Below are 23621 nucleotides of genomic sequence, written 5' to 3' on the forward strand. Positions count from 1 at the left end.
TGGGCTCTCGGGATGGGGAGTCATGCTGCCACCTCGTGCACCTTCCAAGCCCCGCACGCCTCGAAGATCCGCGCGGCCTGCGCCTCGTCCAGCGACGTGCCGCCAGGCATTGCAATCCAGTCGGAGCCGATGATGTGATTCGGGTTGCAGCTTTTCACCAGCGCTCGGTAATGCTCCTCGAGCACGCCGGACAGGCTGTCGGATCGGTAGATACCCTGCGGCGCGATCTCGCTGGCCTTGATGTACTGCTCGCCCTTCTGGTCGACGCAGAAGGCGGCGAGGTAGATGACCCAGCTATGGGCTATGTCGCAGACGGCCTCGGCTATCTGCCGGCTCGGCGCGATGCTGCGGCAGGTCTTCCAGTCGACGAGCCCTTGCCGGCCGCCCGGGTCCATGTTCACCACGGCCACGCGGAACTGGCGGACAATGGCCCGGCTCAGCTTGTTGAGCCTGGCGTGGGGTAGGTTGCGTTTCATGGCTGGCACACCTCCAGCAGGTTGTCCGGACTGAGGCGCCCTAGCGGCGCGGCTATGAACCGGTCCATGGCATACACGCCCCACGGCTTACCGGATGATGCTGCTTGCGCAGCTGCGTGAATGATTGCGTCGAGCGCGTCGCTGAATCTCATGCCATCTGCTCCAGTGCCCGACGGGCGAATGCCGCCAGCTCCCGCTTCGGATCGCGGCGGCGCTTGAGTACGGTCGTCGGGTCGTGCCAGCGCTTGCGCTCAATGGGTTTCACGCCCTGGAAGCCTTCGACCTGCTGGATGGGTACGCCTGATTCGGCGACGAGTCGTGAAAGCCAGGCAGCATCAGCCGCCCGGCCCGCTGGGGTTAGGTTGCAAAATGTCATGGGTGTGTACCGGGGAGGAGGGCGCGCTGGGCGCCCGGGGTGGATCAGGCTGCGATGTTCTGGAAGGTCAGGCGCTGGTGAATCTGGCGAACTCGCTCAACGTCGCCGGCACAGTACCGGGCAACATCGGCGATGCGGCCGGCCTTCACGAAGTCCCAAACCTTGCTGCCATCGATGTCGTCTTCTATCTCGCTGCCCTTGCCTGCGATGCCAAAAGCTCGGCACAGCTTGTCGAGGCTGACGCGGTTGCGGGCGCCAGCCCAGGCGGTCATCGTGTCGAATACCGTCTTATCCCAAGGCTTCGCGTCGAAGGGCAGGCACTGCGGCGGGCGAATTCCCAGCATTACGGATCGCTGGAAGATGAAGCGCAGATCGAAGTCCAGCACGTTATGCCCGATCAGCGTTGGCGTCGAGCCCGTTCGGGTGCCACCAGCAAGCATCCTTCCGCCAGCGTTGTTCACCGCGGCAAAGAACCCTGCAAGCATTTCCCGCTCGGCTTCCGGCGTGCCGTAGGCGTCGTGGTAGAGCGTCACTGGCTCATCGTCGCCGATGGCATAGCCAATCACTGCGATGTGACCAAGCGCGCCGTCGAAGCTGGTCTTGCGCCAGCGCTCTTCGATGCCTTCTTCGATCTCAGCGCGCTTGGCGGCGACATACTCGGCGATCTTCGCTTCGTCCTTGTAGTTGGCCGGGGCGCGCACTGCATCCATGTCGGCCTGCGCGTCCTCGCGAAACAACTCCATCACTGCCGGCGACTGGCCGGGGATGGTCTCAATGTCCAGATAGATGTTCATTTTCAGCCCCAAAGAGAAGGGCGCCGAAGCGCCCTGTAGTTGTCAGATTCCAGCCAAGTACGGCACCGGAAGGAATGGTATGTCGTCGTCGAAGGAGTCCGGCCCCGGCGCACCTTGCTGGCTTTGCGGCTGCTGTGCAGGGCGTTGCGGCTGCGGCTGTCTAGGCGCTTGCTGCTGCCCATCGCCTTTACTGCCAAGCATCTGCATCGTGCCGTCGATGCCCACCAATATCTCCGTGGTGTAGCGCTTCACGCCGTCCTTTTCCCATTCCCGCGTTCTGAGCTTCCCTTCAATGTAGAGCTGCTGCCCTTTGCGGACGTACTCACCGACGATTTCTGCGATCTTTCCGCTGAAGACTACGCGGTGCCACTCGGTGCGCTCCTGCTGCTGGCCGGTCTGTTTGTCCTTCCAGCTTTCCGATGTGGCAATGGTCAGGTTGGCGAAGGCGTTACCGCTCGGCGCGTAACGTACCTCCGGATCGCTACCCGCATTCCCAATGATGATGACCTTGTTTACGCCGCGACTGCTCATGCCGTTTGCTCCATGGGTTGTGTGAGTTCTGCTTTTCGTTGGTCCTTGGCGGCATTGAGCTTCGCCAGCACCTCGGGGTATTCCTGCGCCTGCCGGTAGGCCGCTGCGTAGACGCTTTGCAATTCATGCATCGTCTCAACCAGCGGGATTTTGCTGATCGCTTCCTCGGCGGCGTCCATCGCCTGCTGCTCTTGGCTCCGGCCATCGTTGAGCCAGGCCAGCAGCTTGGCGCCCGTCTCGGGGGTGATGACTTCAGGGTGATGGAAGAGGCGCGTCCGATCCTTGCTGGCAACGGCGTAGTGCCCGTCGTGCGTGACGTCGAGGACGACAGTAAATTCATAGTCCGTACCGTCCCGCTGCTCACTCTTGAGGCCGAGCTTTACGATCTTTTTGCCCTCGCCCTGTACCGTCTCGGTCTTGCTCCGCATGGTGCAGATGATGTGCATCGGGCTGGTCAGGATCTTGTCTGTCAGCTTGCGGTGGCGCGGCGTTGTCTCACTCCAGGCCGACCATGTGTTGCCCTTAAATCTGGCCTTTGCCGTCTCGTCGTTGATCTCCAGGCAGCCGCCCGGCCCGGTCCACTCGTGCGAGTAGCTGTCGATGATCAGCACGTCATAGCCGGCGGCCTCTGCGGCCTGGATGGCTTCAACGTAGCGCTCGGGCGAGTAAGGTGCATGCAGCTCCATCACGTCGAAGTCTGCTGCGTCGGCGTACAGCGATGCGCTGCCGTGCTCGGTGTCGATCACTGCGATTCGACTACCAAGCCCCTTTGCCATCTGGAGCGCTGAGTAGGTCTTGCCGGAGCCGGATGGTCCCGCAAGTGCGAGCCGTAGCCGTGCCTGCTTGCGTTCTGCCTTCTTGAACATGATTGTTACCTCGGTTGGTTATCCCACTGCCGCTCTATGCGTGCGGCCTCGTCTTCGTACTGCTTGCGCTGCTCGCCCTGGAATCGCTCGGGGTCAAACGATCCGAGCGTCATCCAGTCGAGTTGAGCCGCAACAGCAGGCGGAACCTGTGCTGTGGTTGGTTGCATGGTCGGTTACCCGAAGAAGTGAAAGATCGCCGCCTCACCAATGAGGCCGAAAGCGAGCGTTGCGGAAAGGACGCCGAACCCGGTAAGGGTCCACCAAGCAGCTGCAAAGCTGTGGCCTGATGGGGTGTCGTCGTGCGGGCCGGTGTCGTAGGGGAGGGGGAGGGTGCGGTTCATGCCGGCACCTCCTGCGATTTCTGGCGCTCGGGCTGGAAGTCGCCACGGAGGGGCATTAGCCACGAGTGGTGCGCCCATGCGTTGTTATCGATGAAGCGTTCGGAGACTAAACGGCTCCCGCAAACGAGACCTTCCGCAGAAATCCGAACGTCATATAGTTCGTCCGCAGGATCGATCTCTATAACCTCAACGACACGGCCAAGGTTATTAGAGAACTCTGGCCGGCTTACGGAAACTATCAGCGCCAGGTCGCCCGGCTTGAATTCGTGGCTCACGGTGCAATCCTCCCTGCCAGTCCGCTAATCACAGCCAGCAGCGAGAACACTGCCAGGCCGTAGCCGTAGAATTTCCAGAACGCTAGGCGCTTGGCGCGTTGGTATTGGCTAGCCATGGGCCGGCGCCTCCTTCGGAGCTATGTCGCTAGGGTCCATCCACATGCGCTCCGTCTTCCCTCGGCCGTTGCGCTTTTGCCACTCGACATGAACCCGGTTGACCCATCCGCAATAGGCTCTTCTCTCCTCTGGGCTAAGGTCGGCCGGCGCTACGCTGATAACAACGCCTTCGCGGTTCGTAAGGTATTTCGCGACGGATGAGATGAACCTCTCTGGATCGGTGCAGGTGACTACTTGCCCGATTGAAAAGTCGGTTGACTTGGCCATCACACACCCCCTATCAGCGCAACGTAACCAAGCCAGCCGCAGAACGGCGCCACTCCGCAATACAGCAGGAAGGTGCCGGCTATGTTCTTGAGGGTCATGGCTTCACCTGCTGAGGTCCGGGTTTGCCCGATTCGAAAACTGCGCCGTTTGCGCAGGCGGCGCTCATGTAGAAGAGGTCGACCGATAGCTTTTCAAGTCCACCGTTTGCCGCGCAGCTCTCCTGCGCCCACTCGATGTGATTCGGCGCTGCCGTTTGGTCGTTGAATATCCATGTGAGCGACACAAGCAGAAACAGAGCCAGCATCCAAAGCGAAAAGCTTGATTCATCGCTCATGGCTGCTCTCCTTGCAGGGCGGCGTCGATAGCTGTGTCTAGCGCTTCTTCCGCTAGCTCCGTCAGGCCGGACCGCAAAACGCCGGCGCCTATCAGGACTACGTGCATATCGTCCCGCTTGATCTTGTCGCATCCCCAAGCCTCGTTGCGCAGGTAGCGGTACCGCTCGGCATCCTTCTGGAGCGCATCCCGCTCAGCAATCAGCTCGTCGGTGTCTCTTACGAACAGACGCCTGGCTTCAATCAGTTCGCTGCAAAGTTGATCCCGCTCAGCGAGAAGGGCTTCAATGCGCTCCTCCATCTTTGCGATGGTCTGGTACGCGAATGCCAGCTTTCCTGTTGGCTTGCTCATGCCGCCTCCTGCTTGATCTGCTCTGCCTTGCTGCGCAACTGCGCCGCGTGGTGTTCGATGAATGCCGCTTGCTGCTTGTCGATGGCGTAGACGATCTCGTCCAAGGCATCGCCCAGCGCCTCGTCTGTGCGGCTGCGTACTGATTCCCAGCGCCGCTTGTAGTTGAGCAGGGGGATCAAGGCGGCTATCAGCTTCTCCGGCACCTCCATGCGCTCGGCGCAGAACTCGGCGTACGCCTGCATTACGTCGGGGTCTAGGTTGTCTAGCTGGTCGAGGATGGCTTCCTCGAGTGAGGTGCTGTCATCCGGGCACGGCGGTTCGCGGCGCCCTATGGGTCCGTAGTGCTTCATGGTGGATACCTCGGTTGCCCGGATGGGCGGAGTGAAGGAGTGGCGCGGTCTAGCGGTAGTGCGTGAACGCCCAGAGGCGAACCGTGGCGGGGAAGCCGAAATGCTGCGCAATAAGAGTGGCCACTTCGCGCTGTAGCTCAGGCGTCATCGCCAGCGTGCAGTCAAATGGCTTGCTGAACCCGTAGTCGCCGTTCTGGTCGTCGGTCTTCGCCAGCACGCGGCCTATCGCAACGTACCGTCCGCCCATGCCGTCAGCTATCACGCAGAGGCCGTTGTGGTGATGGATGCCTTTGTATGGGCTATCCATGTATGGCTCGAACTGCTCCTCGTGCTGCTCCTCGGTGAAGTCGTCATAAGGCGCCATCGTCCCGACCATGATGTAGGTATTGCTTTGGACAGACATAAGCTCTCCATGCCGCGTCCTGCGCAGCGATCAGTGATGTGTGGGGTTGCCCGGATGGGCGATGGAAGGGTTGATGCGATGCATCGGGGAGCCAGCTGGCTACTGAGGGCGGGGAGTTTGCCGCTCCTTGTTCCGCTTCCGCTTCGCTGGTAGCCGATGGGGGAGCTACCGTTCAGCTAGCTCTCCGATGCAGGCTCGTTACGTGAGCCATTCGGCCGTCTCAACGGGGTGTAGTGGAGTCCCGCCAACGGCTGCCGGGGTTTTTCAGCAATCGAGGCACTGGCCGGCTGATCCTCGTCGCAGGTATCCCGAAGGGCCGCTGCGCTCGGCGGTTTATTTGGTGCGGGCTTCCAGCATTGCGTCGGCTTGCCGATACGCCCATGCAGCAACGTCTTGAATCGACGAATCATTAGGCAGCGGGTTCGCTGTCCACCCCTGCATCGCCTTCGCTGCGAAGTAGTCGCGAAGGGTCATGCCTGTCTCAACCGACTTGGCCGCTCCCCACGGGTCTAGGCCCGCCTTCGGAAACGCCGGGCCGCCTGTCTCTTTTGCTTCCATCATTTCTCTCCTTTCCAATTCCTTCTCCACCAATCCCACATGCACAGCGCTGCGAGGATGGCGCAGAGGATCAGGACTTCGGGGCCGGTTAGCATGGCGTGCCGCGTGCTTTGGCAATGGCCTCGGCAAGCCCGCGCATGTGCGGACAAGTCAGTCCGTCAGCGGCGATTCCGTAGCGCTGCATCACGTCAGCTAGCAGCGCCTCGGCGTGCGTGTAGAGTTCCTTAGCGGCAGCTAGCAGGCGGGCGTCGTTCATGTCGTGCTCGCCTGTAACGCTTCGCTCAATAACGGCTACGCCTGGTTCGATGAAGATGTAGAACTCCGACTTCTGCCCGGTAGCTTCAAGTTCGCTGACGTGCCAGTCGCCTGGCGTAAATCCTTCGCTCATCCCATCCTCCTACTGGCCTTTGGCCTTTGCGATGGCGGCGCGGGCCTTGTCGACGTTCTTCGATCCGCCCTGCTCAAAATCTGCGTAATTTGCAGTCAGAGCCTCAAGCGCCTCCAGCAGATCAGGCGCGGCGGCGATCAGCTGGGCGTTAGCCATGACCTCCGTCACCGGCATGTCTTCATCCTCGCCATCTGCATTCGTGCACGCCCATGGATTGATGCTTGCAATGTTCCATCCGTCAGTCTCATGTGCGCGCGATCCGGCCCGGTTGACCGCGCCCAGCTTCGTGTAGACGTGACCGCCCACAACTTCCCAGGGGCCTGGCGTGTATCCTTCGCTCATCTCATCCTCCTATGTGCTGATGGGTGACAGTGGGGCGGTTATAGCCCTGTCCGCGCGCCGTTCTGAAGCTGCGGGAAGTACTCGAATGCGAAGGCCGACAGCGCCATGTGCATCTCATTAGCCAGTTCGCGGCCTGGCCGCCTCAGCTCGTCCTTCAGGTAGCACCATTGCAGCTCGCCGAGGCTGTACGTCGAAGAGCCAGGCGTAACATCACCACGGATTTGCTTGGCCAGTGCCTCAAAGAAATCTGCCTGCTCGACAGTGCTCTGCTTCCAGAACCACTCGGCCACCATTTCAGGTGTCAGGCTTACTTCCGCTGTTGCTTTCATACTCTCTCTCCATTCTGTTAATCCCCGCTGCAGCCTGTAGCCAAGCTGCGGGGGCTGGGTTAGGCGTACTGCTTGACCATCAGCTCGCGAGCTTGCTGGGCCATCCAGTAGGAGTCGCCGGCCGGCTTTGTGCCGAAAAGTTCATCGTTTGCCATCAGGTAGCGCGCCTGGCTGTGTTCGCGGATCAGCTCGGCAACGCTGGGGATCTTCTGCTTCATGGTGTGGCTCCGTTCGTGTTGTGATTCATCAAGCCGCCAACTGCGCCTCTTCCATCCGCTGCGCTCTCACTATCACCTGAGAGCGTGGAGCGTCTGGACGGCGAATCGGGCGAACCTGCGGGTTGTGCTCGGCGCCTACCAATAACGCCAGCACGAGAGGGGCGATGATTCCCCGGCGCATGGCTTCAAGGCAGAGGCCGCGTGTTGTGCGCTGGTTGCCCAACTTGAAGCGGGCGTCGTCCAGCTGCTGCTTGACGGTGTAGTGGCTGCAGTCCATCAGCCGTGCGATTTCCTTTGCCGTCTTGTCTGTTGCTGCCCAGAGAACGGCCAGCAACTGGCGCGGAGCCAGGCCTTCGCCGAGGCGTCCTTGCCAACCATCAATTTGGATTGTGTCCATGGTGGTTCTCCCTATGTCGGTGTTGCTGCATTGGTAGAGGGCCCGGCCCCGCGGCCAGGGCGGAACACATTCCGCCTTCTCAGTGGGCGCCATGATTTCCGCGCTTTACGCCGGGCCCTCTCCGATGCAGGCCGGGGCTATTACCCCGGCACTGTCGTTTTCTCCGCACTGCCCGTTCGGGTCATTCGCTCGGTTCGGTCAGCACCTCGTCTGTTCCAGCCCCTCAATGGCTTTTCCAGTACGCCGGTCGCCGTCGAGGCAATGCGGTTTGTGTTGCGGCAAATTCTTAAAGAGCGTTTCGGGTCACCCCGAGGCCTCTCGGCCTGTCGTCGCTGTGTTTCGCTTCGATGGGTGAGAATTTAGAGAACTAAACTAAAAGCGTCAACAAGTTTTTAAAGAAAACTTAACTGCGGGCTGAAAAATAAGCCCGCACAAGGGCGGGCTAGGGTGTCAGTGTTCTGATCCGGTCCAGATGACGTGCACGCTTCCGTCTGGTCTTCGTCGCATGGTCACGTTGTCTGCCTGCTCGATCTCTTCAAGAAGGCGCTCCCAGTCATCAGGGCGATCATCCGGCCCCGGCCGGAGATTGGCCTGTCGCTCTCGCTGCGCTGTTGGCGCCGTCAGCGCTAGATTCACCCGGCGCACCAAGCGGCTATAGGTCGATGCCTGGCAGTGGTGGGTGATGGCGTGAGGTTGCATCCGATTCATTGTGGTCCTCCTTACTGCTGGATATCCACACAGTAATTGTGAGGGTTTCACCGGGCAAGAGGAAACATGGTGGCCGGTTGCCACATGTAAAGAAGTGGATCAGACCTAAGTCGGAGAGGGTGGTGCAGATACAAAAAGCCCCGCGTGGTGCGGGGCTTACTTTGGCTCTTACTGCTCCGGAATTCCATCGAACATGAGCATCTGCTCAGGCTGTTTGCCGTAGTAAGCGGCGACCTTGCCCCTTAGCTCCGGCATGGTTTTGCATGTCTTGGCGATACCGATTATCTGGTGGATATGGCTGATCAGAGCTTTGAGGCCGACATCTTGGGTTAGCCACTGATGGTAGTTCTGGCCTTGCCTGGGTGGCGGCATGTTCTTCTTGAGGTGGGCGGCTATGTCAGGATCGAGCGCATCGTAAATCAGCTCAAGCACGAGCTTACCCCACCACTTAGGCCTAAGTTTGAGGCTGCCCTGCCAGTTAGTGAGGCGACCAAACTCTTCCCAGAGCTCATCCGGAAAGGTCTTTTCCCATCCGCGTAGCTCTTCTGCGATAAATGCCCTGAGCTTGACCTGCAGCGCGTCACCCTCGCGCTCGACTTGGTATCCAGTCGCTTCGTCGATAAGCGCAATGAGGCCGACTTTCGCGCAGGAGCTGAGGAGAATACTTGCCTGGATGGCGATTTCTCGCTGTCTTTCGGTGTCGAGCGCATTAGCCTTAAGGGCGTTCACGTATGCGTTACAAATCTCTATGAACGCTTCGGCTTTGATTCCGCGGCCCCGGTATTGAGTGCCGGGCAGGTTAAACTCTACGGTTTCACCCAGGACTAACTCACTGTTTATAAAGGGTTTTAGTGCGTTAACCCCTATGTAGTCACCCAGCTTTCCGCTATCGGTTCCGGCGATTGCCTTAACCACGGTACGAAGGCTGAGGACTCGCTCCTTGGTATCCAAGACGTAGCATTCAACGCCAGTATCCCCGCCGAGGCTAAGCTCGCCTCGATGCTTAGCAAATGGTGAATCTGGCATCTGAAAACTAGCTTCTTCTGTTGGCAGCTCGCTCATTCTACCTTCCTCTGGTTGCTGTTCGCTAAACCCTAACCTTGCTTGGCGCCACGATGTGGCCGACGTAGTGCATCTGCTCGATCTGTTCCATTGGAATCGTGCGCCGGCTGTATGCGGGGTTGAGCGACATCACACTGACCTCCTCGTCGTTCGCGTATAGCAGCTCCTTGAGCATGCATTCGCCGTCGACTAGCCGGATCATTACGTACTCGCCAGGCACAAGCCTTCCGTTTGGTTCACAGACCGCGATCCAGCCCGAACGGATAGCAGGAGCCATCGAATCGCCGCGGAGGCGCAGGGCGTAGGCGCCAGGGTCTTTGGATGGCACGTCAACGACGCCTTCCCCTTCATCCAGGGCATACCAATAGCCCTCAGCGCCCATCTGCGCGGTCCCGACGATAGGGATTGCTCGATACGGGCTGACGATTGGCGGGCCTTGCTCGACGTTGCTGGCGTCGTCCATGTCCAGCCACGGCTTGTCCAAGCTCAGGCTTTCGGGAACGGGGGAGCCCTCGCCTGTGGCGAGCCAGCGAGCAGAGCAGCGGAGCGCCTTAGCGAGAGCCATCAGGTTCTCGCCGCTCAGTTTGTTCACGCCGGTCTTCCAGAAAGTGATCGTCGTTTTCGAGACGTTGATCCGCTTGGCCAGCTCGCTTTGAGTCAAGCCGGTTTCCTTCAGACGCTGGGTCAGTCGGTCTTTGAATTCCATGTTTAGGATTCTAAAGCCTTATTGAGTTTAGATTCCTTGCCTTTGCGTGTTAAGATGCCTAAACTGACCGCACAAATAGCGGAGAGCTGAAATGACATTCGACGAAGCATTGGCGTTCTTTGGCTCGGGTCGAGCCATTGGAGATGCGCTTGGTGTCAGCAGCGGCCGAGTTTCCCAGTGCCGTGCAGCAGGAGGTTTTTCCTACCCGATGCAGTGCGTTCTTGAGAAAGAGTCTCGCCGGAAGTTAATCGCCAAGCGTGAAGACGAGCCGGGTAGTTCTGCGGCAGTTGCATAAGAGACATCCCTGTCAGTGGTTTCCATGGTTGCCATCTTATGGCCAACGGATCGGACAGGTAAGCGAAGCGGGGAGGGTGTTGGTTTATCCAGTACTTGATTCGCAGACAAAAAAAAGCCCGGAGGCAACCGGGCTCTTCAACAACACAACGTGAGACGAGACAGATGATAGACAACGTAGTGCCGCTAGGCAACACCCAACGGGGGTTCACCCGGATGGACAACAGCATCATGGAGGCTCTGGCTGCAGTTGATCTGCCAGCCCGTGAGTTCCGCGTCGTGATGGCTATCGCCCGCCAGACCATCGGCTACAACGTCGAGAGCAAGCGTCTCTCTGCTGACGAGATCGGCAAGCTGACCAACATGCGCCGCGATGTCGTATCGAAGGCGATCAGTCACCTGCTCGAGCGCCGGATCATCTTCCGTGTTGGTGGTAGCCGCGGTGAGCTGGGTGTTTCTCCGGTATCCGAGTGGTCCTTCTACGAAGAGAAGAAAGCCCGTCTCAGTGAGACAAAATCGTCTCACTCAGCCCAAATCGTCTCACTCGTCTCTGATTCGAGTGAGACCAAAACGGCAACTTCCCTTCTTTATACAAAGAAAGAACCCCTAGTAACTGTTCCTTCGGAACAGATTACTGCCCCCCAGGGGGGCGAGCCCGCCCAGGTCGAGAAAGATTCAGGGGTTTCGTTCAACGGCGAGGACTTCCAGGTCAGCTCTGACCTGATCACCAAGTGGGCTGACGCCTACGCACCGATTGACGTCGAGGCAGAGATCAAGCGCGCCGCAGCCTGGGCCAGCGGCAGCAAGCCGAAGAAGGACTGGCGCCGCTTCCTGGTCAACTGGCTTGGCCGTGAGTTCAAGCGCAACCCCAACGGCATCTCCGAGGTTGGTGTTCCGGTAGACCAGATTATCGACCTGTACCACCGCGTTTGCCCGAACCTGCCGGCCGTCACCGTGAAGACGGACAAGGCTCTGCGGAACATGATCGCTGAGCGCTGGAGCGAAGCCGAAGCGCACCGTGACGGGAAAGGTTTCTGGCTCCCGTTCTTCATGAAGGCCAACAACCGTAGCCAGGTTTTCTACCGCGGCCACAACGTTGTTCCTCGCCTGGAGGCTCTGGTAAGCCGCGCCGTCTTCCGTGAAATCTCGGAGGCGCAGCAATGATCGAACTTCACAGCCTCGAAGCCGAGCACGGTGTGATCGGTGCAATGCTCAAGCAGCCGCACCTGATCGACGTCCTGAGTGATGACCTGTCGCCCGAAGCTTTCGCCTACGCCGACAACGCCGACCTGTACCGCCTGATCATGGAGCTGCACAACGACGGCGAGCCGGTAGACGCGATCACTCTTGGCGACCGCATGGCTGAGCTGCCAAGCGGAACTCGGACCACGGCATATGCCGGCGAAATCCAGTTCAACACTCCGTCCGCTGCCAACGCGAAGACCTACGCGAAGATCATCCGCGACCGCGCCGTGGCTCGCCAGATCGTCGCCGCCGCCGAGCGCATCCACGAGATCGCCCATGATCAGGCGACCGTCGAGGACAAGATTGCGCAGGTGCAGTCGACCATTCTGGCTCTCGGCACCGATGGCGGCGACGCTGAGTGCCAGAGCATGGCCGACATGTGGGCCGAGCACATCGAGGTGCTGCAGGTTCGTCTGGATCGTTTCGCCAAGGGCGAGGCAATGGACGGCCTGGGGACTGGCATTCCTGATCTCGACAAGTACACCCAAGGCATGAAGCCTGGCCAGATGATCGTCGTTGCTGGGCGTCCTGCCATGGGCAAAACCACCCTGGCCATGAACATCGCGGCCGACGTTGGCATCAACCAGCGAAAGCCGGTTGCGGTCATCAGCCTGGAGATGAGCAAGACCCAGCTGATGGATCGCCTGCTCGCGGCGGTCGGAGGCATCCCGCTGCCATCCCTGAAGACCGGCGAGTGCAGCAACGACTACAGCACCGAGCTGGCGGCTGCTGGCCTGAAGCTGAGCCGGTCGCCAATCGTCGTATCTGACGTGCCGGTCATGACCATGGCGCGCATCCGGTCCATTGTCCGCCGCCAGAAGCATCGCATGGGCGGCATGGGCCTCGTGGTCATCGACTACTTGGGCCTGGTCGAGGGTGAGGGCGCTGGCCGGACTGAAGACGTAACGGTCATGTCGCGCCAGATCAAGCTGCTGGCCCGCGAGATGGAGTGCCCCGTAATCATCCTGTCCCAGCTGAACCGCGGCTGCGAGTCCCGCCCGGACAAGCGCCCCGTGCTTTCCGACCTGCGCGAATCCGGCGCCATCGAGCAGGACGCCGACATCGTGATGTTCGTGTACCGGGACGAGGTTTATCACCCCAACACCCAGGACAAGGGCATCGGCGAAATCCTGATCCGCAAAAACCGAGACGGCGAAATTGGAACTGTCCCGACCGCCTTCCAGGGCGACAAGTCCCGCTTTGTCCCGCTCGCCGCGCACGCCCGCAGCGGCAATGTCATCGAGGTGAACTTCTGATGAAAAGCCGCCGGACTGTATTCGAGCACAACGGCTACAAGCTGCGCTCCTACACCGAACTGATGTGGGCGCGCCTGATGGACGCCATCGACGTGTTCTACCTCTACGAGCCGGACCTGATCCAGGTCGAGGGCTGCAAATACCTGCCGGACTTCTACTTGCCGGCCGCTGACTTCTATCTGGAAGTGAAGGGCACATACCCGACGCCAGAAGAGTCGGCAAAGGCAGAGCAGGCGCACAAGGCAACAGGTCGCCCTGTCGTTTTTCTGGTTTCTCGGCCGGAGAGTGATGGTCACGGATTCATGAACTGCTGCATCCGGGCGCCAGGGCGCAACGGCTGGATCGACGTATCTCTTCATGATCTTGACCAGATGTACCGGAAAGTCGCGGGCGACATGGCCTGGCATAAGGCGCTGCTTTCCGTCCGCGAGGATGACTTGGATTGGGTGCGCCCGATCGGCGAAATCATGGATGAGGTCATGCACGAGATGTTCGGTCGTGGGCCGATGGAGAGTCATCTGCGCCTGGTCCACAAGCGGGTCAACGAGGCGCGGTCATCGGTTGAGCGCGAGACGTCGATCGCCGAGCAAGGGCTCGCGTGGTGGCGCAACCGGTACTTCCCCAAACCCAATGACCATCGCGTCGTTTGTGCTGACGGAAGCACCCAGCGCGGCGTAGGAGCACGGAAATGAATCAGCACGAACGAGACAGCAAAGAGCTACGCCGGCTGTGCGCAGAGCGTGATCGCCTGAAAGAAGCGCTGAAAGATGCGGACGCCGGGATGATTCATTTCCTTGAGCAGCGCGACCAGATGCGCGAACTACTGATGCGTCTAGTCGACCTGCAAAACAGTGGGCGCGGCCCGATCCGCAGCTATGAGTTGTGGAATGACGTTGTTAACCAAGCCCGTCCGCTGCTCGGCTTGGAGGTGCGCCATGTCTGACTACATGGAAATAACCGAAGCCTTCGAGCAGGCCCGCACAGCTCCCGATGTAACAGATCGCGCTACTGGCCTAGAGGAGGCAGATCGTATAGGTGGCGTGGCGATGGTTCTGGCGAAGATGCAAGGCCCGGGGCAGGACTGGTGCGACGAGTGCGGCGAACAGCTCAGCGAGGGGCGCCGCAAGTCGGCTCCGTGGGCTATCCGCTGCGTGCCGTGCGAAGAGATCCATGCACAGATGGAGGCGCGCCGCCGTGGCTGAGCGTATCGCAATCAACAGCGCCTCGAAGCTATCCGAGGCGATCAACCTCATCACTCGCATGTACCGGGAGAAGAAGTATCTGGTCCTCAGCTTGCGTGAAGGCAAGGACCGGACTGCCATTCAAAACAACCTCTGGTTCGCCCTGTACGAGCGCATCGCACAGATGACCAACATCGGCGACGTAGAGGATGCCCGCAGCTACTGCAAGCTCCACGTCGGCGTTCGCATCCTGCTCCGTGACTGCGCTGACTACCGGGAAACCTGGGATCGCCTTTTCCTGCACTGGAGCTACGAAGACAAGCTGGCCCTGATGGGCGCGCATCCCGTAGCGGGTCCGGAAGGTCTGGCCGTCACTCGACTGTTCAACCGCAAGCAGGGCATCGAGTACACCGACCGCATCGTCAGCGAGTTCACCGGGCGCGGCGTGTTCTTCGGCGACCTGCTCGGGGAGGCCGCAGCATGACTCAGAGTTATCAGCGACTCATCCAGATCGTGGCCAGAGAAGTGTGGACTGCACCAATGAACATTCTGGTTCCAGCGTCTGGCGACCCGTTTCGGGGCGGATGCCGCAGCAAGGGCGAGAAGAAGCGTGCTGCTCGCCAGCGCCGTGTGCGGGGTGGCTACTGATGAAAGGCAAGAACCCAACCAAGGCTCAGAGCGATTACCACGACCTGCTGGCCCAGAACATCGGCTGCATCGCTTGCTTCCGTGACACGGCAGGCCATCAGCGCAACTTCGTAGTGAGCATCCACCATTGCGACGGCCGCACCAAGCCCGACGCGCATTGGCAGGTTCTCCCGCTGTGCGCCGGGCATCACCAAGACGGCTACGGCGCTCCCGGTCTGATCGCTGTTCACCCCTACAAGGCCCGCTTCGAGCTGGCCTATGGGAAGCAGGAAACACTAATCCGCGACTGCGCCCTGCAGTTGCTTGATATGGGCCTGGCAGTTCCTGCGCGGGTCATGGAATTGATCGGACTGGAGCAGGCGGCATGAGCTGGCTAGCAATCGCATCAATGGTTCTTGTCGCAATCCTGGCTCCCCTGGTGGCCGCATGGGCAGACCTGAAAGTCACCGAACTGAAAGAGAAGGAAGCGAGCCAATGACCGACGAAATCAACAGCCCTAGCCATTACATGCTGTTTCCAGACATGGAAGCCATCGACGTAATCAAGGCAGCCCTGACCCCGGAAGAGTTCGCCGGCTACTGCAAGGGCAACGCGCTCAAGTACCGCCTCCGCGCTGGCGAGAAAGGCCCGGTAGAGAAGTGCATCGCCAAGGCCTGCTGGTATCAGAACAAGCTGCGCGAGGTGACCGCTGAGGCATTCGGGCAGATCAACACCATCGACTGCCGCACGGATGCCGAGAAGGCGGAGCTGGCATGAAGATCAGCCGAATCGATGTGATTGGACAGAACGGAAACGATGGAGCGGCGTATGACGGCCTCGGGGCGGAATGGCTCGCACAATCTGGCCTGCTTGACGAGGGCGGAGCGGGATCTGATCGAAGCGGACAAAACGGCCTGCCTGATCAGGTGGAAGGTGCGCGACCTCAAGGGGCCGGAGAGGCAGAGGCAGGGGAACGTACTGCTGGCAGCTGTTCCGGAGAGTGCGCGGCCTGCCGTTGTGCAAGCGCTGAAGGCGAGGGGGAGTAGATGATCATCGGAATCGACCCTGGCTGCAGTGGCGCAGTCGTCCTTATGCACAACGACTACCGCTACGTTGCGCACCTGCTCATGCCTACGGTGAAGGTCGGCACGAAAAGCCGAGTGAACGGCGCCGCAATTGCCGCCTTCCTGCGTGAGCAAAAGTACCGCGAGCCGACCCATGCCTATCTCGAACAAGTAGGCGCCATGCCGGGCCAGGGCGTTTCCTCGATGTTCACCTTTGGCCATGCCGCTGGCGTGGTCGAGGGCATCCTGCAAGGAGCGTGCATCCCGTACACATTGGTCACCCCGCAATCATGGAAGAAAAGAGCGGGCCTCATCGGGGCCGACAAGGATGCCGCACGCTCCCGCGCAATCCAGCTCTACCCGGACCTCCGCATTCTCGACCTGAAAGGGAAGGGCCAAGCGGTGGCCGACGCCATTTTGATCGCCCGGTTTGGGGCTAAAGGGGAGGCAGCCTGATGGCCGCACGCAAGCACGACGACGACACAATCATAGCGGCGCTGACGGGGCGCACCGTTACTGCTGCGGCCGAGATCCTGGGTCTGCATCCTCGACGGGTGGCGGCTCACAAATCGCGGCTGGGGCTGAAAGGGCATCTGCCAGAGATGAGCATCACGACTAGGTTGCCGGAGTTCCTGAAGATCAAGGGCACCTCGCAGCTGATGAAGCGCGGAGAGGAAGAGCCTGTGCTGTCCTGGGTGAAGACGAACACGGACGCTGAGGCGCTGGCTGCCATGTTCGAGCGGTTCGCCCTGGCATATCTGGAAGACGCGCAACCCCTGCCGGAGATCCCGGCGCCATCTACCGAGCTGGATACCGACATCATCCCCTGGTTCAACATTGGCGATGCTCACCTGGGGATGCTGGCTCACTCGCACGAGGTCGGCCATAACTTCGATCTGAAGATCGGGGAGCGTGAGCTGGTCACGGCCATGATGCGCCTCATCGATCGCGCCCCGAGTTGTGAGCGCTGCGTTATCCAAGACCTCGGAGATATGACTCATTATCAGGACTTCACGGCTAAAAGTGAGTCCGGACATGACTTTGACTACGACAGCCGTTACCCGAAGATGATCGACGTTGCCGCCCGGGTGATGCGGACCATCGTTGACAAGGCGCTCTCCAAATTTCAGTTCGTCGACGTCATCGTCAACCAGGGCAACCACTCCCGCTCCAACGATATCTGGATGCGCACGTTCCTGTCCCACGTCTACAGCGAAAACCCCCGCCTGCACGTGCTGGACAACCGAAGCGTGTTCATCCCGTACCGCATGGGCAACACCTTCGTGATGTGCCACCACTCCGACAAGTGCCGGCCGGCGCAGCTCGCGCATGTGATGGCGACAGACTTCGCGAAGGATTGGGGCGAGACGACCTATCGCTACATCGACATTGGCCACATCCACCACCGCATGACCTCGAAGGAGCACCCGGGCGTCACGGTTGAGTCATGGAACCAGCTCGCCCCGGGCGACAAGTACGCCCATGACGGAGGCTGGCGGTCCCGCGCGTGCCTGACCTGCGTACTGCGCTCGAAGACCTACGGCGAGAAGGGTCGTATCACGATCAGCGCCGAAGAAGTGAAAGACATCATCGACAAGGCTGTGCCAGGTGCTGAAGCACTCAAGCGCCGCGCTGTGTATTCGGTCTAAGGGGAGAACGCTATGACTTATCCGTCCGTTGTATCAGCAGTAGTCCGGGCTCTGGCTGCGGAGACGATCAATAGCGCGGGGGGCTGTGATATGGAGCCGCGCGTCCAGGCTGCCAAGGTGCCCGGCACGCTATCCGGAAAGGAAGAGCGGATGCTCGATGACTTCTGGATACATGGCCGGCTGCATAAGGCGCTTCTCCCTCGCCACTGGAATGCACTGGTCGCCAAGTTCAGTACGCACAAGGGTCGGAAGGTAGAAGCCATCGGCGCGCTACGTCCGCTCATTGCGTCGCCAGCCCCGAAGCTGTTCCTGTACAAAGCCGTCACCGCCTGGGCTATCCCGAAGCTGAAGGGTGCTCGCCTCGCGTTGGCCCCTGATATCGCTATAGACGTGCCCGTAGATGCCACACCAGCCAGGCAGGCCGCAATCATTGCCGCCGCTCTCTCTGCTGAGCGAGTGAAGCGCAACCGGGTAACGGCTCGCTCCGCTGACATGATCGTGCTCGCCGATAGCTTCTACGACATGAATACATGGGACATGGACGGCCGCCCGGAATCAACTCGCCGTGAGTGGCGCCGGAAGATCAGCGAAGTGCTGGATGAGATGGTTGCTGAAGCCCTGGTAGAGGCCGGGAAGATACTGCAAGCAGAGGGCCTGATCTTCGAAGATGAGGCGGCGTAAAAAAGACTTGCAATCAATCCATCAATCCATCAGTATTTATTCCATCCTGACGATCTTGCGCGTTAAGGAATGACACTGAACAAATGAAGCCCCGGCACAGAGCAATCTGGTCGGGGCTTCGTCGTTATGCGCGAACGGCTAGACAAGGGCTCGTCCACCCGGCGCACCAATTCGCACCGCATCGCGCACTAATGTGCAAAGCCAAGGCAGCTTAAGCGGCCTAACGTGCAATGCAGTGCAACCCTATTCCGGCCCCATGCCTGCCTCCTTGCTCATAGGCGGATCGCACGCGCATGTGAGGCCGGACCTATTACTGACGAGACTCCACTATGACCACAGAGCAGCAGACTCTCGCGGACATGCCGTTCTGGCTGCTCGTGCTGATTTCAATGGCAGGGCTCTCCGGAGAGATGCTGCGCGCATCCGGCGAAGACCTCACGATGGGCCAGATCACCAAGCGGGTGGCATTGCGATTCGGTGCGTCCGGCTTCCTGGGGATGAGTACGCTGATGCTCGCCTTGGCTGCTGGCTCGAAGATCTACATGGCCGGCGGCCTCGGCATCGTCGTCGCAGTGCTCGGCGCTGATGTGGCTGGTGGGCTCTATACGCAGTGGCTCGCCAAGAAGGCCGGCATTCGCCCGGAGTGACCGCATGAAACGCCCCCTCGCCATCCTGATCATCCTCTACCTCACAGCATGCGTATGCCTGATGGTGGGGATGGAGGCGTGGCGGTATTGGCGAAGACAACTTAGGAGCCCGCATGAGCACATACATCGTTCACGCCATAGGCGTTGAGCACCAGATCACCGCGCACACCTACACGCTCGGGTCTGACGGACTGAAGTTCATCGGTTCCGATGGCGTAACCGTTGCGATCTTCACCTCCTTCGACTGGATGAAGCTGGTTCCGGCTTCCTGATAAAAAATCAAGGGAAATCAAAATGGCAGCAGGCGGAAAGCGTGCAGGCGCTGGCCGACCGGCTGGCAGCCGCAACAAAGTGACGGCCGACATCAAGGAGATTGCTCAGTCCTTCGGTGAAGAGGCCATCAAGTCTCTGGTAGAGATCGTTCGTGACGGCGAGGCGCCCCATGCGGCGCGTGTGTCGGCGGTCAAGGAGTTGCTGGATCGCGGCTATGGCAAGGCCAAGCAGGCGCTCGAGCATTCGGGCGGCATGACATACAACGTAGTGACGGGTGTTCCTCATGGCTCAGACACAGACGATTGATCTGGGCTACCGGCCGAGGCAGTGGCAGAAACAGGTTCACAGCAAGCGCAAGCGGTTCACGGTGTGCGCATTGCATCGCCGGGCGGGCAAGACTGAGCTGGCGGTGATGGAGCTGGTCGACAAGGCCATGCAGTTCCAGCTGGACCTTGGGTTGTTTGCCTACGTGGCGCCATACCTGAAGCAGGCCAAGGCAATCGCCTGGCTGCGACTGAAGCACTACTGCCTGAAGATCCCTGGCGTCGAGGTCAACGAGTCCGAGCTGTGGATCAGGTTTCCACACAACGGCGCGACGATCCGTCTGTTCGGTGGCGACAACGCCGACGCAATGCGCGGTTTGCGCCTCGATGGCTGTGTGATCGATGAGGTTGCGCAGATCAAGCCGGAACTGTGGGAGGAGGTGGTCCAGCCGGCTCTGTCCGACCGCAAGGGCTGGGCGCTGTTCATCGGTACGCCGCACGGTCTCAACCTGTTCTCCAAGCTGTTCTTCGACGGCCAGTCCAAGGCGGATTGGCTGAGCGTCCGCTACACGGTGTACGACACCAGGGCGATTGAAGAGGGAGAGGTCACGCGCCTACGCACTGACATGAGCGAGAACGCATTCGCCCGCGAGTACCTGTGTGACTTCTCGGCGGCCGGTGATGACCAGTTGCTCAGCCTGTCGGAGGTTGAGGACTCAAGTCGCCGCACGCTGCGTGAGGACCAGTACAGCTTCGCCCCTGTAGTCCTGGGCGTTGACGTTGCCCGCTATGGCGATGACTCGTGCGTGATCATGCGGCGCCAGGGGCTCGGCTCGTTCCCGCCGCTGGTGTGGCAGGGCATCGACAACATGACCTTCGCCGGCCATGTGGCGCAGCAGATTACCCAGCACAAGCCTGATGCCGTGTTCATCGACGCAGGGCACGGGCAGGGCGTTATCGATCGCCTCCGGCAGCTTGGCTTCCACGTCATCGAGGTTCATTTCGGCGGCGCTGCTGGGCACCCGCGGTTCAAGAACAAGCGCGCTGAGATGTGGTACTCGATGGCTGACTGGATCAGGCAGGGTGGTGTTATCCCGTCCGACACCAGGCTCAAGCAGGACCTGGCGACTCCGACCTACAGCTATGACAAGGCCGGCAAGATCCAGCTTGAGGCCAAGGACGACATCAAGGCCCGCGGCCTGCCGTCTCCTGACATCGCAGACGCCCTTGCTCTGACCTTCACCTTCCCGGTGCAGAAATCCGACTACACACACGCTCACGGCTCTGCGCTGCTGAGCGACTACGACCCGTTTGCGAGGCAATGACCCATGTGCAGCAGCAAGCTGAAAAAGATCATCAAGAAGGTTGACCCGCTGATGGGCGGTGACGCGATCCTCGACAAGGTTGGTCTGCCGTCCGTGTTCGGTGATGAGAACGGCTTCGTGCAGGAGCCGGTAGAGATCGGCGCCACGCAGGTGGCTTCTGCTCCCGAGGCGCCGACTGAGGTTGATTCGGGCGTGCTGGCCGCTCGTGAATCCGAGCGCCGCCGCCGCGCTGCTGCCGCTGGGCAGAACAGCACCATCCTGACTGGCGGGCTTGGTTCCGCAAACACCGGGCAGAAAACTCTGTTGGGGGCGTAAATGGCTGACTCTCTGCGTCAACGGCTGGATCGCCGGCTCTCTCAGCTCAAGCTGGAGCGCGACCGGGGCTGGTTTCCGCTGTGGCGTGAGATCAGCGACCACATTGCTCCGGACATGGGGCGCTGGAATGCGACCGATGCGAACGAAGGCAAGCGCCGCGATCAGCTGATCATCAACTCGACAGGGCGGTCCTCGCTGAAGATCCTGGCCTCTGGCATGTTCTCGGGCATGACCAGCCCATCGAGGCCGTGGTTCAAGCTGGCAACACCTGATGCGGCGCTGATGGAGTTCGGGCCGGTCAAGTCCTGGCTGCACCAGGCCGAGAAGGTGCTGCAGGACGTGTTCGCACGCTCCAACCTGTACAACGTGTTGCCAACGCTCTACGCAGAGCAGGGCGCATTCGGCACCGGCGCGATCGCCTGCATGCCGGATGACGACGAGTTCGTGCGGTTCTACAACTTCACGGCCGGCAGCTACATGGCCGCCACGAGCGCCAGGCAGCAGGTGGACACGCTCTACCGCGAGTTCCGCATGACGGCGCGGCAGATGGCCCAGCAGTTCGGCAAGGACGCGCTGAGCAGCACTGTTCGCACGATGCTGGACAACAACCCGGACGGCTGGGTCGATGTCTGCCATGCAGTCGAGCCGAACGACGAGCGCGACCCATCGCGGCCAGACAATCGCAACATGCCGATTCGCTCGGTGTACTGGGAGAAGGGCGGCGACGCGGACAAGGTGCTTCGCCAGTCTGGCTTCCAGAACTCGCCGATCATGGTCCCGCGCTGGGATGTGAACGGTGAGAACGTTTATGGCGCCGGTCCTGGCTCAGTCGCGCTGGGTGATACCAAAGCCCTGCAGCTGATGGAGAAGCGCAAGGCGCAGATGCTGGAGAAGCTGGTCAACCCGCCAATGGGTGCGCCGGCCTCGCTGCGTGGTCAGCGTGCGTCGATCCTGCCGGGCGACATCACCTACCTGGACACGACCAACATCGGCCAGCAGTTCGCGCCGCTGCACGAGATCAACCCGTCCGCCTACTCGGCGCTGCGGGCAGAGATCGAGGCGCACGAGCAACGTATCGAGTCCGCGTTCTTCGTCGACCTGTTCCTGATGATCAGTTCGATGGACGACGTGCGCACCGCGACTGAGATCGCTGCGCGCAAGGAAGAGAAGATGCTCATGCTCGGCCCGGTGCTCGAGCGCATGAACGATGAGTTGCTGGATCCGCTGATCGATCGTGTGTTCGGCATGATGCTCGAGCAGTCGGTGCCGCGGTGGACTGGTCTGCTGCCTGGCAATCCGATGCTGCCGCCGCCTCCGCAAGAGCTGGCCGGCATGGACCTCAACGTCGAGTACGTGTCGATCCTGGCTCAGGCGCAGAAAGCCCTTGGCGTTGCAGGCATCGAGCGCGCCGTCAGCTTCGCGGGCAACCTCGCCGGCATCCAGCCTGACATCGTCGACAAGATCGACTTCGACCAGGCCGTCGACGAGTACACCGCCATGCTTGGGGTGCCGCCGACCATGATCCGCTCGGATGAGGACGTTGCAGCGCTACGCCAGCAACGCGCCGAAGCCCAGCAGCAACAGCAGGCGATGGAGCAGATGAGCGCCGGCATTCAAGGCGCCAAGCTCCTGTCCGAGACCAACGTCACCGACCCTAGCGCACTGACAGCACTGGTAGGCCAATGACCAACGCAAGCGATGAACGCGCCCTGAAAGATGCAGCGCGAGAGGAGCGGCTTGCCCGCGAAACAACTGCAGCCGACTTCAAGTGGCTGATGGACGACCCGCGTGGGCGCCGCTTCGTGTGGCGCCTCATGGGCCGCTGCAAGGTGTTCGAGCCCGTCTTCAACACCCATGGCGGCGTGATGAACTTCAACGAAGGCCGGAGAGATACCGGCCTTTTTCTTTTGGGCGAGATCGACCGGCTGTGCCCCGCGCAGTTCGCGGTAATGGCAGCAGAGAACGCCCGCAAACCCGAGGAAACGGAAACCAATGACTGACTCGACTACAGCCAGCGCCCCGGAAACAACCACCAGCGCAGCGACAGACGTTCAGTCCGGAGCCCCAGTCGAAGCCCCTCAGCAAGCACCGGCCACCCCGGAGCCTGCCGCAGAGGCCAAGCCAGGGGACACCGGCCAGCCGCCGCAGCCTGAATACACCGACTTCTCCCTTGCCGATGGCATGGAGCTCGACACCGAAGTGCTCGACAGCTTCAAGGGGATCGCCAAAGAGCTTGGCATCACCCAGGAAGCCGCACAGAAGCTGATCGATCTCCAGGGCCAGCTCGAGGCAAAGCGAGCAGTGGCGCAGCAGCAGCAACTGGCCGAACAGGCGCAGCAATGGGCCGACGCCGTAAAGGCGGACAAGGAGATCGGTGGCGAGAACTACGACAAGAGCGTGGCAACCGCCGTGAAGGCCATCGAGCAATTCGGCAGCCCCGAACTGCGCAACCTGCTGAGCGAGACCGGAATCGGTAACCACCCCGAACTGGTCAAGTTCTGTCATCGCATTGGCAAGGCACTGAGCGAGGACAACCTCGTGATGGGCGGCAATCAGAAGCCATCCGCGCGTACCGCTGACGTGCTGTTTGGCGACATCAAACTGAGTTGAGGA

Annotated in this window: 40 protein-coding genes; 20 read left to right on the forward strand and 20 right to left on the reverse strand. The window is 60.6% G+C overall.

What is annotated here, in order from left to right; all coding sequences use genetic code 11:
- Positions 1 to 20 precede the first annotated feature (20 nt).
- The 20 genes from ACX1DW_RS01440 to ACX1DW_RS01535 form a co-directional block, all read right to left on the reverse strand.
- The gene (locus tag ACX1DW_RS01440) at positions 21 to 476 is read right to left on the reverse strand and encodes a hypothetical protein (RefSeq protein ID WP_458992596.1); all 456 of its coding nucleotides are present in this window, start codon (positions 474 to 476) and stop codon (positions 21 to 23) included.
- 148 nt (positions 477 to 624) lie between these two features.
- Positions 625 to 852, reverse strand: coding sequence for a hypothetical protein (locus tag ACX1DW_RS01445; RefSeq protein ID WP_042919540.1), 228 nt, complete (start codon positions 850 to 852; stop codon positions 625 to 627).
- Positions 853 to 896: 44 nt separating this feature from the next.
- Positions 897 to 1646 (reverse strand): 3'-5' exonuclease family protein, encoded by a 750-nt coding sequence (locus ACX1DW_RS01450; protein ID WP_279642515.1) that lies wholly within the window; start codon positions 1644 to 1646, stop codon positions 897 to 899.
- Between the two features lie 42 nt (positions 1647 to 1688).
- The gene (ssb, locus tag ACX1DW_RS01455) at positions 1689 to 2177 is read right to left on the reverse strand and encodes a single-stranded DNA-binding protein (RefSeq protein ID WP_458992597.1); all 489 of its coding nucleotides are present in this window, start codon (positions 2175 to 2177) and stop codon (positions 1689 to 1691) included.
- A complete protein-coding gene (locus ACX1DW_RS01460) occupies positions 2174 to 3043 on the reverse strand; it encodes an ATP-binding protein (RefSeq protein ID WP_458992598.1) in 870 nt (289 codons plus the stop codon). Before ACX1DW_RS01460 ends, ssb begins: the two co-directional genes overlap by 4 nt.
- Positions 3044 to 3216: 173 nt before the next feature.
- Positions 3217 to 3384 carry a hypothetical protein gene (locus ACX1DW_RS01465; protein ID WP_458992599.1) on the reverse strand — a complete coding sequence of 56 codons (168 nt, stop codon included), beginning with the start codon at positions 3382 to 3384 and terminating at the stop codon, positions 3217 to 3219.
- Positions 3381 to 3659: a hypothetical protein gene (locus tag ACX1DW_RS01470; RefSeq protein WP_458992600.1), complete on the reverse strand. Its 279-nt coding sequence runs from the start codon at positions 3657 to 3659 to the stop codon at positions 3381 to 3383. Before ACX1DW_RS01470 ends, ACX1DW_RS01465 begins: the two co-directional genes overlap by 4 nt.
- Positions 3660 to 4137: 478 nt before the next feature.
- Positions 4138 to 4377: a hypothetical protein gene (locus ACX1DW_RS01475; protein WP_458992601.1), complete on the reverse strand. Its 240-nt coding sequence runs from the start codon at positions 4375 to 4377 to the stop codon at positions 4138 to 4140.
- Positions 4374 to 4727, reverse strand: coding sequence for a hypothetical protein (locus tag ACX1DW_RS01480; RefSeq protein ID WP_458992602.1), 354 nt, complete (start codon positions 4725 to 4727; stop codon positions 4374 to 4376). The genes ACX1DW_RS01475 and ACX1DW_RS01480 overlap by 4 nt, the downstream gene beginning before the upstream one ends.
- Complete coding sequence (locus ACX1DW_RS01485) at positions 4724 to 5077, reverse strand: hypothetical protein (protein ID WP_458992603.1); 354 nt, start codon at positions 5075 to 5077, stop codon at positions 4724 to 4726. The genes ACX1DW_RS01480 and ACX1DW_RS01485 overlap by 4 nt, the downstream gene beginning before the upstream one ends.
- A 49-nt stretch (positions 5078 to 5126) precedes the next feature.
- Positions 5127 to 5480 carry a hypothetical protein gene (locus ACX1DW_RS01490; RefSeq protein ID WP_458992604.1) on the reverse strand — a complete coding sequence of 118 codons (354 nt, stop codon included), beginning with the start codon at positions 5478 to 5480 and terminating at the stop codon, positions 5127 to 5129.
- A gap of 333 nt (positions 5481 to 5813) precedes the next feature.
- Entirely contained in the window at positions 5814 to 6038 is a 225-nt protein-coding gene (locus ACX1DW_RS01495; RefSeq protein WP_458992605.1) for a hypothetical protein, read from the reverse strand.
- Between the two features lie 88 nt (positions 6039 to 6126).
- Entirely contained in the window at positions 6127 to 6426 is a 300-nt protein-coding gene (locus ACX1DW_RS01500) for a hypothetical protein (RefSeq protein ID WP_458992606.1), read from the reverse strand.
- A gap of 9 nt (positions 6427 to 6435) precedes the next feature.
- Positions 6436 to 6768: a hypothetical protein gene (locus ACX1DW_RS01505; RefSeq protein ID WP_458992607.1), complete on the reverse strand. Its 333-nt coding sequence runs from the start codon at positions 6766 to 6768 to the stop codon at positions 6436 to 6438.
- 38 nt (positions 6769 to 6806) lie between these two features.
- On the reverse strand, positions 6807 to 7097 hold the full coding sequence (locus ACX1DW_RS01510) for a hypothetical protein (protein WP_458992608.1): 291 nt from the start codon (positions 7095 to 7097) through the stop codon (positions 6807 to 6809).
- A 59-nt stretch (positions 7098 to 7156) separates the two neighbouring features.
- The gene (locus ACX1DW_RS01515) at positions 7157 to 7315 is read right to left on the reverse strand and encodes a hypothetical protein (protein WP_458992609.1); all 159 of its coding nucleotides are present in this window, start codon (positions 7313 to 7315) and stop codon (positions 7157 to 7159) included.
- A 28-nt stretch (positions 7316 to 7343) separates the two neighbouring features.
- Positions 7344 to 7712: a helix-turn-helix transcriptional regulator gene (locus ACX1DW_RS01520; protein ID WP_458992610.1), complete on the reverse strand. Its 369-nt coding sequence runs from the start codon at positions 7710 to 7712 to the stop codon at positions 7344 to 7346.
- Positions 7713 to 8162: 450 nt separating this feature from the next.
- Positions 8163 to 8420: a DUF1654 domain-containing protein gene (locus ACX1DW_RS01525; protein ID WP_458992611.1), complete on the reverse strand. Its 258-nt coding sequence runs from the start codon at positions 8418 to 8420 to the stop codon at positions 8163 to 8165.
- 168 nt (positions 8421 to 8588) lie between these two features.
- Positions 8589 to 9482 carry a P63C domain-containing protein gene (locus ACX1DW_RS01530; RefSeq protein WP_458992612.1) on the reverse strand — a complete coding sequence of 298 codons (894 nt, stop codon included), beginning with the start codon at positions 9480 to 9482 and terminating at the stop codon, positions 8589 to 8591.
- Positions 9483 to 9507: 25 nt separating this feature from the next.
- Positions 9508 to 10188 carry a S24 family peptidase gene (locus tag ACX1DW_RS01535; protein WP_458992613.1) on the reverse strand — a complete coding sequence of 227 codons (681 nt, stop codon included), beginning with the start codon at positions 10186 to 10188 and terminating at the stop codon, positions 9508 to 9510.
- A 91-nt stretch (positions 10189 to 10279) separates the two neighbouring features.
- Between ACX1DW_RS01535 and ACX1DW_RS01540 the strand changes: the two genes are divergently transcribed.
- The 20 genes from ACX1DW_RS01540 to ACX1DW_RS01635 all read left to right on the forward strand — a co-directional run bounded on the left by ACX1DW_RS01540 (position 10280) and on the right by ACX1DW_RS01635 (position 23618).
- Positions 10280 to 10483 carry a hypothetical protein gene (locus tag ACX1DW_RS01540; RefSeq protein ID WP_104097385.1) on the forward strand — a complete coding sequence of 68 codons (204 nt, stop codon included), beginning with the start codon at positions 10280 to 10282 and terminating at the stop codon, positions 10481 to 10483.
- A 215-nt stretch (positions 10484 to 10698) separates the two neighbouring features.
- Positions 10699 to 11646: a replication protein gene (locus ACX1DW_RS01545; RefSeq protein WP_458992614.1), complete on the forward strand. Its 948-nt coding sequence runs from the start codon at positions 10699 to 10701 to the stop codon at positions 11644 to 11646.
- Positions 11643 to 12983 (forward strand): replicative DNA helicase, encoded by a 1341-nt coding sequence (gene dnaB, locus ACX1DW_RS01550; RefSeq protein ID WP_458992615.1) that lies wholly within the window; start codon positions 11643 to 11645, stop codon positions 12981 to 12983. Before ACX1DW_RS01545 ends, dnaB begins: the two co-directional genes overlap by 4 nt.
- Entirely contained in the window at positions 12983 to 13675 is a 693-nt protein-coding gene (locus tag ACX1DW_RS01555; RefSeq protein WP_458992616.1) for a PDDEXK family nuclease, read from the forward strand. Before dnaB ends, ACX1DW_RS01555 begins: the two co-directional genes overlap by 1 nt.
- Positions 13672 to 13926: a hypothetical protein gene (locus ACX1DW_RS01560; RefSeq protein ID WP_458992617.1), complete on the forward strand. Its 255-nt coding sequence runs from the start codon at positions 13672 to 13674 to the stop codon at positions 13924 to 13926. The genes ACX1DW_RS01555 and ACX1DW_RS01560 overlap by 4 nt, the downstream gene beginning before the upstream one ends.
- Positions 13919 to 14185 carry a TraR/DksA C4-type zinc finger protein gene (locus ACX1DW_RS01565; protein ID WP_458992618.1) on the forward strand — a complete coding sequence of 89 codons (267 nt, stop codon included), beginning with the start codon at positions 13919 to 13921 and terminating at the stop codon, positions 14183 to 14185. Before ACX1DW_RS01560 ends, ACX1DW_RS01565 begins: the two co-directional genes overlap by 8 nt.
- A complete protein-coding gene (locus ACX1DW_RS01570) occupies positions 14178 to 14648 on the forward strand; it encodes a hypothetical protein (RefSeq protein ID WP_458992619.1) in 471 nt (156 codons plus the stop codon). Before ACX1DW_RS01565 ends, ACX1DW_RS01570 begins: the two co-directional genes overlap by 8 nt.
- A gap of 163 nt (positions 14649 to 14811) precedes the next feature.
- Positions 14812 to 15180 (forward strand): Ref family recombination enhancement nuclease, encoded by a 369-nt coding sequence (locus ACX1DW_RS01575; RefSeq protein ID WP_458992620.1) that lies wholly within the window; start codon positions 14812 to 14814, stop codon positions 15178 to 15180.
- 106 nt (positions 15181 to 15286) lie between these two features.
- Positions 15287 to 15568 carry a DUF3310 domain-containing protein gene (locus ACX1DW_RS01580; protein ID WP_458992621.1) on the forward strand — a complete coding sequence of 94 codons (282 nt, stop codon included), beginning with the start codon at positions 15287 to 15289 and terminating at the stop codon, positions 15566 to 15568.
- 269 nt (positions 15569 to 15837) lie between these two features.
- Positions 15838 to 16311 carry a hypothetical protein gene (locus ACX1DW_RS01585; RefSeq protein ID WP_458992622.1) on the forward strand — a complete coding sequence of 158 codons (474 nt, stop codon included), beginning with the start codon at positions 15838 to 15840 and terminating at the stop codon, positions 16309 to 16311.
- The gene (locus ACX1DW_RS01590) at positions 16311 to 17504 is read left to right on the forward strand and encodes an oxidoreductase (RefSeq protein ID WP_458992623.1); all 1194 of its coding nucleotides are present in this window, start codon (positions 16311 to 16313) and stop codon (positions 17502 to 17504) included. The genes ACX1DW_RS01585 and ACX1DW_RS01590 overlap by 1 nt, the downstream gene beginning before the upstream one ends.
- Positions 17505 to 17654: 150 nt before the next feature.
- Complete coding sequence (locus tag ACX1DW_RS01595; RefSeq protein ID WP_458992624.1) at positions 17655 to 18185, forward strand: hypothetical protein; 531 nt, start codon at positions 17655 to 17657, stop codon at positions 18183 to 18185.
- 329 nt (positions 18186 to 18514) lie between these two features.
- Positions 18515 to 18832 carry a phage holin family protein gene (locus ACX1DW_RS01600; protein ID WP_458992625.1) on the forward strand — a complete coding sequence of 106 codons (318 nt, stop codon included), beginning with the start codon at positions 18515 to 18517 and terminating at the stop codon, positions 18830 to 18832.
- Positions 18833 to 18945: 113 nt separating this feature from the next.
- On the forward strand, positions 18946 to 19104 hold the full coding sequence (locus tag ACX1DW_RS01605; RefSeq protein WP_458992626.1) for a hypothetical protein: 159 nt from the start codon (positions 18946 to 18948) through the stop codon (positions 19102 to 19104).
- A gap of 22 nt (positions 19105 to 19126) precedes the next feature.
- Entirely contained in the window at positions 19127 to 19411 is a 285-nt protein-coding gene (locus ACX1DW_RS01610) for a hypothetical protein (RefSeq protein WP_458992627.1), read from the forward strand.
- A complete protein-coding gene (locus tag ACX1DW_RS01615; RefSeq protein WP_458992628.1) occupies positions 19389 to 20693 on the forward strand; it encodes a terminase large subunit domain-containing protein in 1305 nt (434 codons plus the stop codon). Before ACX1DW_RS01610 ends, ACX1DW_RS01615 begins: the two co-directional genes overlap by 23 nt.
- A gap of 3 nt (positions 20694 to 20696) precedes the next feature.
- Positions 20697 to 21008: a hypothetical protein gene (locus ACX1DW_RS01620; RefSeq protein WP_458992629.1), complete on the forward strand. Its 312-nt coding sequence runs from the start codon at positions 20697 to 20699 to the stop codon at positions 21006 to 21008.
- Positions 21009 to 22694, forward strand: coding sequence for a portal protein (locus tag ACX1DW_RS01625; RefSeq protein WP_458992630.1), 1686 nt, complete (start codon positions 21009 to 21011; stop codon positions 22692 to 22694).
- Positions 22691 to 23008 (forward strand): Bbp19 family protein, encoded by a 318-nt coding sequence (locus ACX1DW_RS01630; protein ID WP_458992631.1) that lies wholly within the window; start codon positions 22691 to 22693, stop codon positions 23006 to 23008. Before ACX1DW_RS01625 ends, ACX1DW_RS01630 begins: the two co-directional genes overlap by 4 nt.
- Complete coding sequence (locus tag ACX1DW_RS01635) at positions 23001 to 23618, forward strand: hypothetical protein (protein WP_458992632.1); 618 nt, start codon at positions 23001 to 23003, stop codon at positions 23616 to 23618. The genes ACX1DW_RS01630 and ACX1DW_RS01635 overlap by 8 nt, the downstream gene beginning before the upstream one ends.
- The last annotated feature ends 3 nt before the right edge of the window (positions 23619 to 23621 follow it).

This window comes from Stutzerimonas sp. KH-1, assembly GCF_054483855.1.

Excerpts from the sequence above, each read along its gene's own strand:
- ACX1DW_RS01440 (WP_458992596.1), bottom strand. The coding sequence starts at position 476 with ATGAAACGCAACCTACCCCACGCCAGGCTCAACAAGCTGAGCCGGGCC.
- ACX1DW_RS01445 (WP_042919540.1), bottom strand. The coding sequence starts at position 852 with ATGACATTTTGCAACCTAACCCCAGCGGGCCGGGCGGCTGATGCTGCC.
- ACX1DW_RS01450 (WP_279642515.1), bottom strand. The coding sequence starts at position 1,646 with ATGAACATCTATCTGGACATTGAGACCATCCCCGGCCAGTCGCCGGCA.
- ssb (WP_458992597.1), bottom strand. The coding sequence starts at position 2,177 with ATGAGCAGTCGCGGCGTAAACAAGGTCATCATCATTGGGAATGCGGGT.
- ACX1DW_RS01460 (WP_458992598.1), bottom strand. The coding sequence starts at position 3,043 with ATGTTCAAGAAGGCAGAACGCAAGCAGGCACGGCTACGGCTCGCACTT.
- ACX1DW_RS01465 (WP_458992599.1), bottom strand. The coding sequence starts at position 3,384 with ATGAACCGCACCCTCCCCCTCCCCTACGACACCGGCCCGCACGACGAC.
- ACX1DW_RS01475 (WP_458992601.1), bottom strand. The coding sequence starts at position 4,377 with ATGAGCGATGAATCAAGCTTTTCGCTTTGGATGCTGGCTCTGTTTCTG.
- ACX1DW_RS01480 (WP_458992602.1), bottom strand. The coding sequence starts at position 4,727 with ATGAGCAAGCCAACAGGAAAGCTGGCATTCGCGTACCAGACCATCGCA.
- ACX1DW_RS01485 (WP_458992603.1), bottom strand. The coding sequence starts at position 5,077 with ATGAAGCACTACGGACCCATAGGGCGCCGCGAACCGCCGTGCCCGGAT.
- ACX1DW_RS01490 (WP_458992604.1), bottom strand. The coding sequence starts at position 5,480 with ATGTCTGTCCAAAGCAATACCTACATCATGGTCGGGACGATGGCGCCT.
- ACX1DW_RS01495 (WP_458992605.1), bottom strand. The coding sequence starts at position 6,038 with ATGGAAGCAAAAGAGACAGGCGGCCCGGCGTTTCCGAAGGCGGGCCTA.
- ACX1DW_RS01500 (WP_458992606.1), bottom strand. The coding sequence starts at position 6,426 with ATGAGCGAAGGATTTACGCCAGGCGACTGGCACGTCAGCGAACTTGAA.
- ACX1DW_RS01505 (WP_458992607.1), bottom strand. The coding sequence starts at position 6,768 with ATGAGCGAAGGATACACGCCAGGCCCCTGGGAAGTTGTGGGCGGTCAC.
- ACX1DW_RS01510 (WP_458992608.1), bottom strand. The coding sequence starts at position 7,097 with ATGAAAGCAACAGCGGAAGTAAGCCTGACACCTGAAATGGTGGCCGAG.
- ACX1DW_RS01515 (WP_458992609.1), bottom strand. The coding sequence starts at position 7,315 with ATGAAGCAGAAGATCCCCAGCGTTGCCGAGCTGATCCGCGAACACAGC.
- ACX1DW_RS01520 (WP_458992610.1), bottom strand. The coding sequence starts at position 7,712 with ATGGACACAATCCAAATTGATGGTTGGCAAGGACGCCTCGGCGAAGGC.
- ACX1DW_RS01525 (WP_458992611.1), bottom strand. The coding sequence starts at position 8,420 with ATGAATCGGATGCAACCTCACGCCATCACCCACCACTGCCAGGCATCG.
- ACX1DW_RS01530 (WP_458992612.1), bottom strand. The coding sequence starts at position 9,482 with ATGAGCGAGCTGCCAACAGAAGAAGCTAGTTTTCAGATGCCAGATTCA.
- ACX1DW_RS01535 (WP_458992613.1), bottom strand. The coding sequence starts at position 10,188 with ATGGAATTCAAAGACCGACTGACCCAGCGTCTGAAGGAAACCGGCTTG.
- ACX1DW_RS01540 (WP_104097385.1), top strand. The coding sequence starts at position 10,280 with ATGACATTCGACGAAGCATTGGCGTTCTTTGGCTCGGGTCGAGCCATT.
- ACX1DW_RS01545 (WP_458992614.1), top strand. The coding sequence starts at position 10,699 with ATGGACAACAGCATCATGGAGGCTCTGGCTGCAGTTGATCTGCCAGCC.
- dnaB (WP_458992615.1), top strand. The coding sequence starts at position 11,643 with ATGATCGAACTTCACAGCCTCGAAGCCGAGCACGGTGTGATCGGTGCA.
- ACX1DW_RS01555 (WP_458992616.1), top strand. The coding sequence starts at position 12,983 with ATGAAAAGCCGCCGGACTGTATTCGAGCACAACGGCTACAAGCTGCGC.
- ACX1DW_RS01560 (WP_458992617.1), top strand. The coding sequence starts at position 13,672 with ATGAATCAGCACGAACGAGACAGCAAAGAGCTACGCCGGCTGTGCGCA.
- ACX1DW_RS01565 (WP_458992618.1), top strand. The coding sequence starts at position 13,919 with ATGTCTGACTACATGGAAATAACCGAAGCCTTCGAGCAGGCCCGCACA.
- ACX1DW_RS01575 (WP_458992620.1), top strand. The coding sequence starts at position 14,812 with ATGAAAGGCAAGAACCCAACCAAGGCTCAGAGCGATTACCACGACCTG.
- ACX1DW_RS01580 (WP_458992621.1), top strand. The coding sequence starts at position 15,287 with ATGACCGACGAAATCAACAGCCCTAGCCATTACATGCTGTTTCCAGAC.
- ACX1DW_RS01585 (WP_458992622.1), top strand. The coding sequence starts at position 15,838 with ATGATCATCGGAATCGACCCTGGCTGCAGTGGCGCAGTCGTCCTTATG.
- ACX1DW_RS01590 (WP_458992623.1), top strand. The coding sequence starts at position 16,311 with ATGGCCGCACGCAAGCACGACGACGACACAATCATAGCGGCGCTGACG.
- ACX1DW_RS01595 (WP_458992624.1), top strand. The coding sequence starts at position 17,655 with ATGCTCGATGACTTCTGGATACATGGCCGGCTGCATAAGGCGCTTCTC.
- ACX1DW_RS01600 (WP_458992625.1), top strand. The coding sequence starts at position 18,515 with ATGACCACAGAGCAGCAGACTCTCGCGGACATGCCGTTCTGGCTGCTC.
- ACX1DW_RS01605 (WP_458992626.1), top strand. The coding sequence starts at position 18,946 with ATGAGCACATACATCGTTCACGCCATAGGCGTTGAGCACCAGATCACC.
- ACX1DW_RS01610 (WP_458992627.1), top strand. The coding sequence starts at position 19,127 with ATGGCAGCAGGCGGAAAGCGTGCAGGCGCTGGCCGACCGGCTGGCAGC.
- ACX1DW_RS01615 (WP_458992628.1), top strand. The coding sequence starts at position 19,389 with ATGGCTCAGACACAGACGATTGATCTGGGCTACCGGCCGAGGCAGTGG.
- ACX1DW_RS01620 (WP_458992629.1), top strand. The coding sequence starts at position 20,697 with ATGTGCAGCAGCAAGCTGAAAAAGATCATCAAGAAGGTTGACCCGCTG.
- ACX1DW_RS01625 (WP_458992630.1), top strand. The coding sequence starts at position 21,009 with ATGGCTGACTCTCTGCGTCAACGGCTGGATCGCCGGCTCTCTCAGCTC.
- ACX1DW_RS01630 (WP_458992631.1), top strand. The coding sequence starts at position 22,691 with ATGACCAACGCAAGCGATGAACGCGCCCTGAAAGATGCAGCGCGAGAG.
- ACX1DW_RS01635 (WP_458992632.1), top strand. The coding sequence starts at position 23,001 with ATGACTGACTCGACTACAGCCAGCGCCCCGGAAACAACCACCAGCGCA.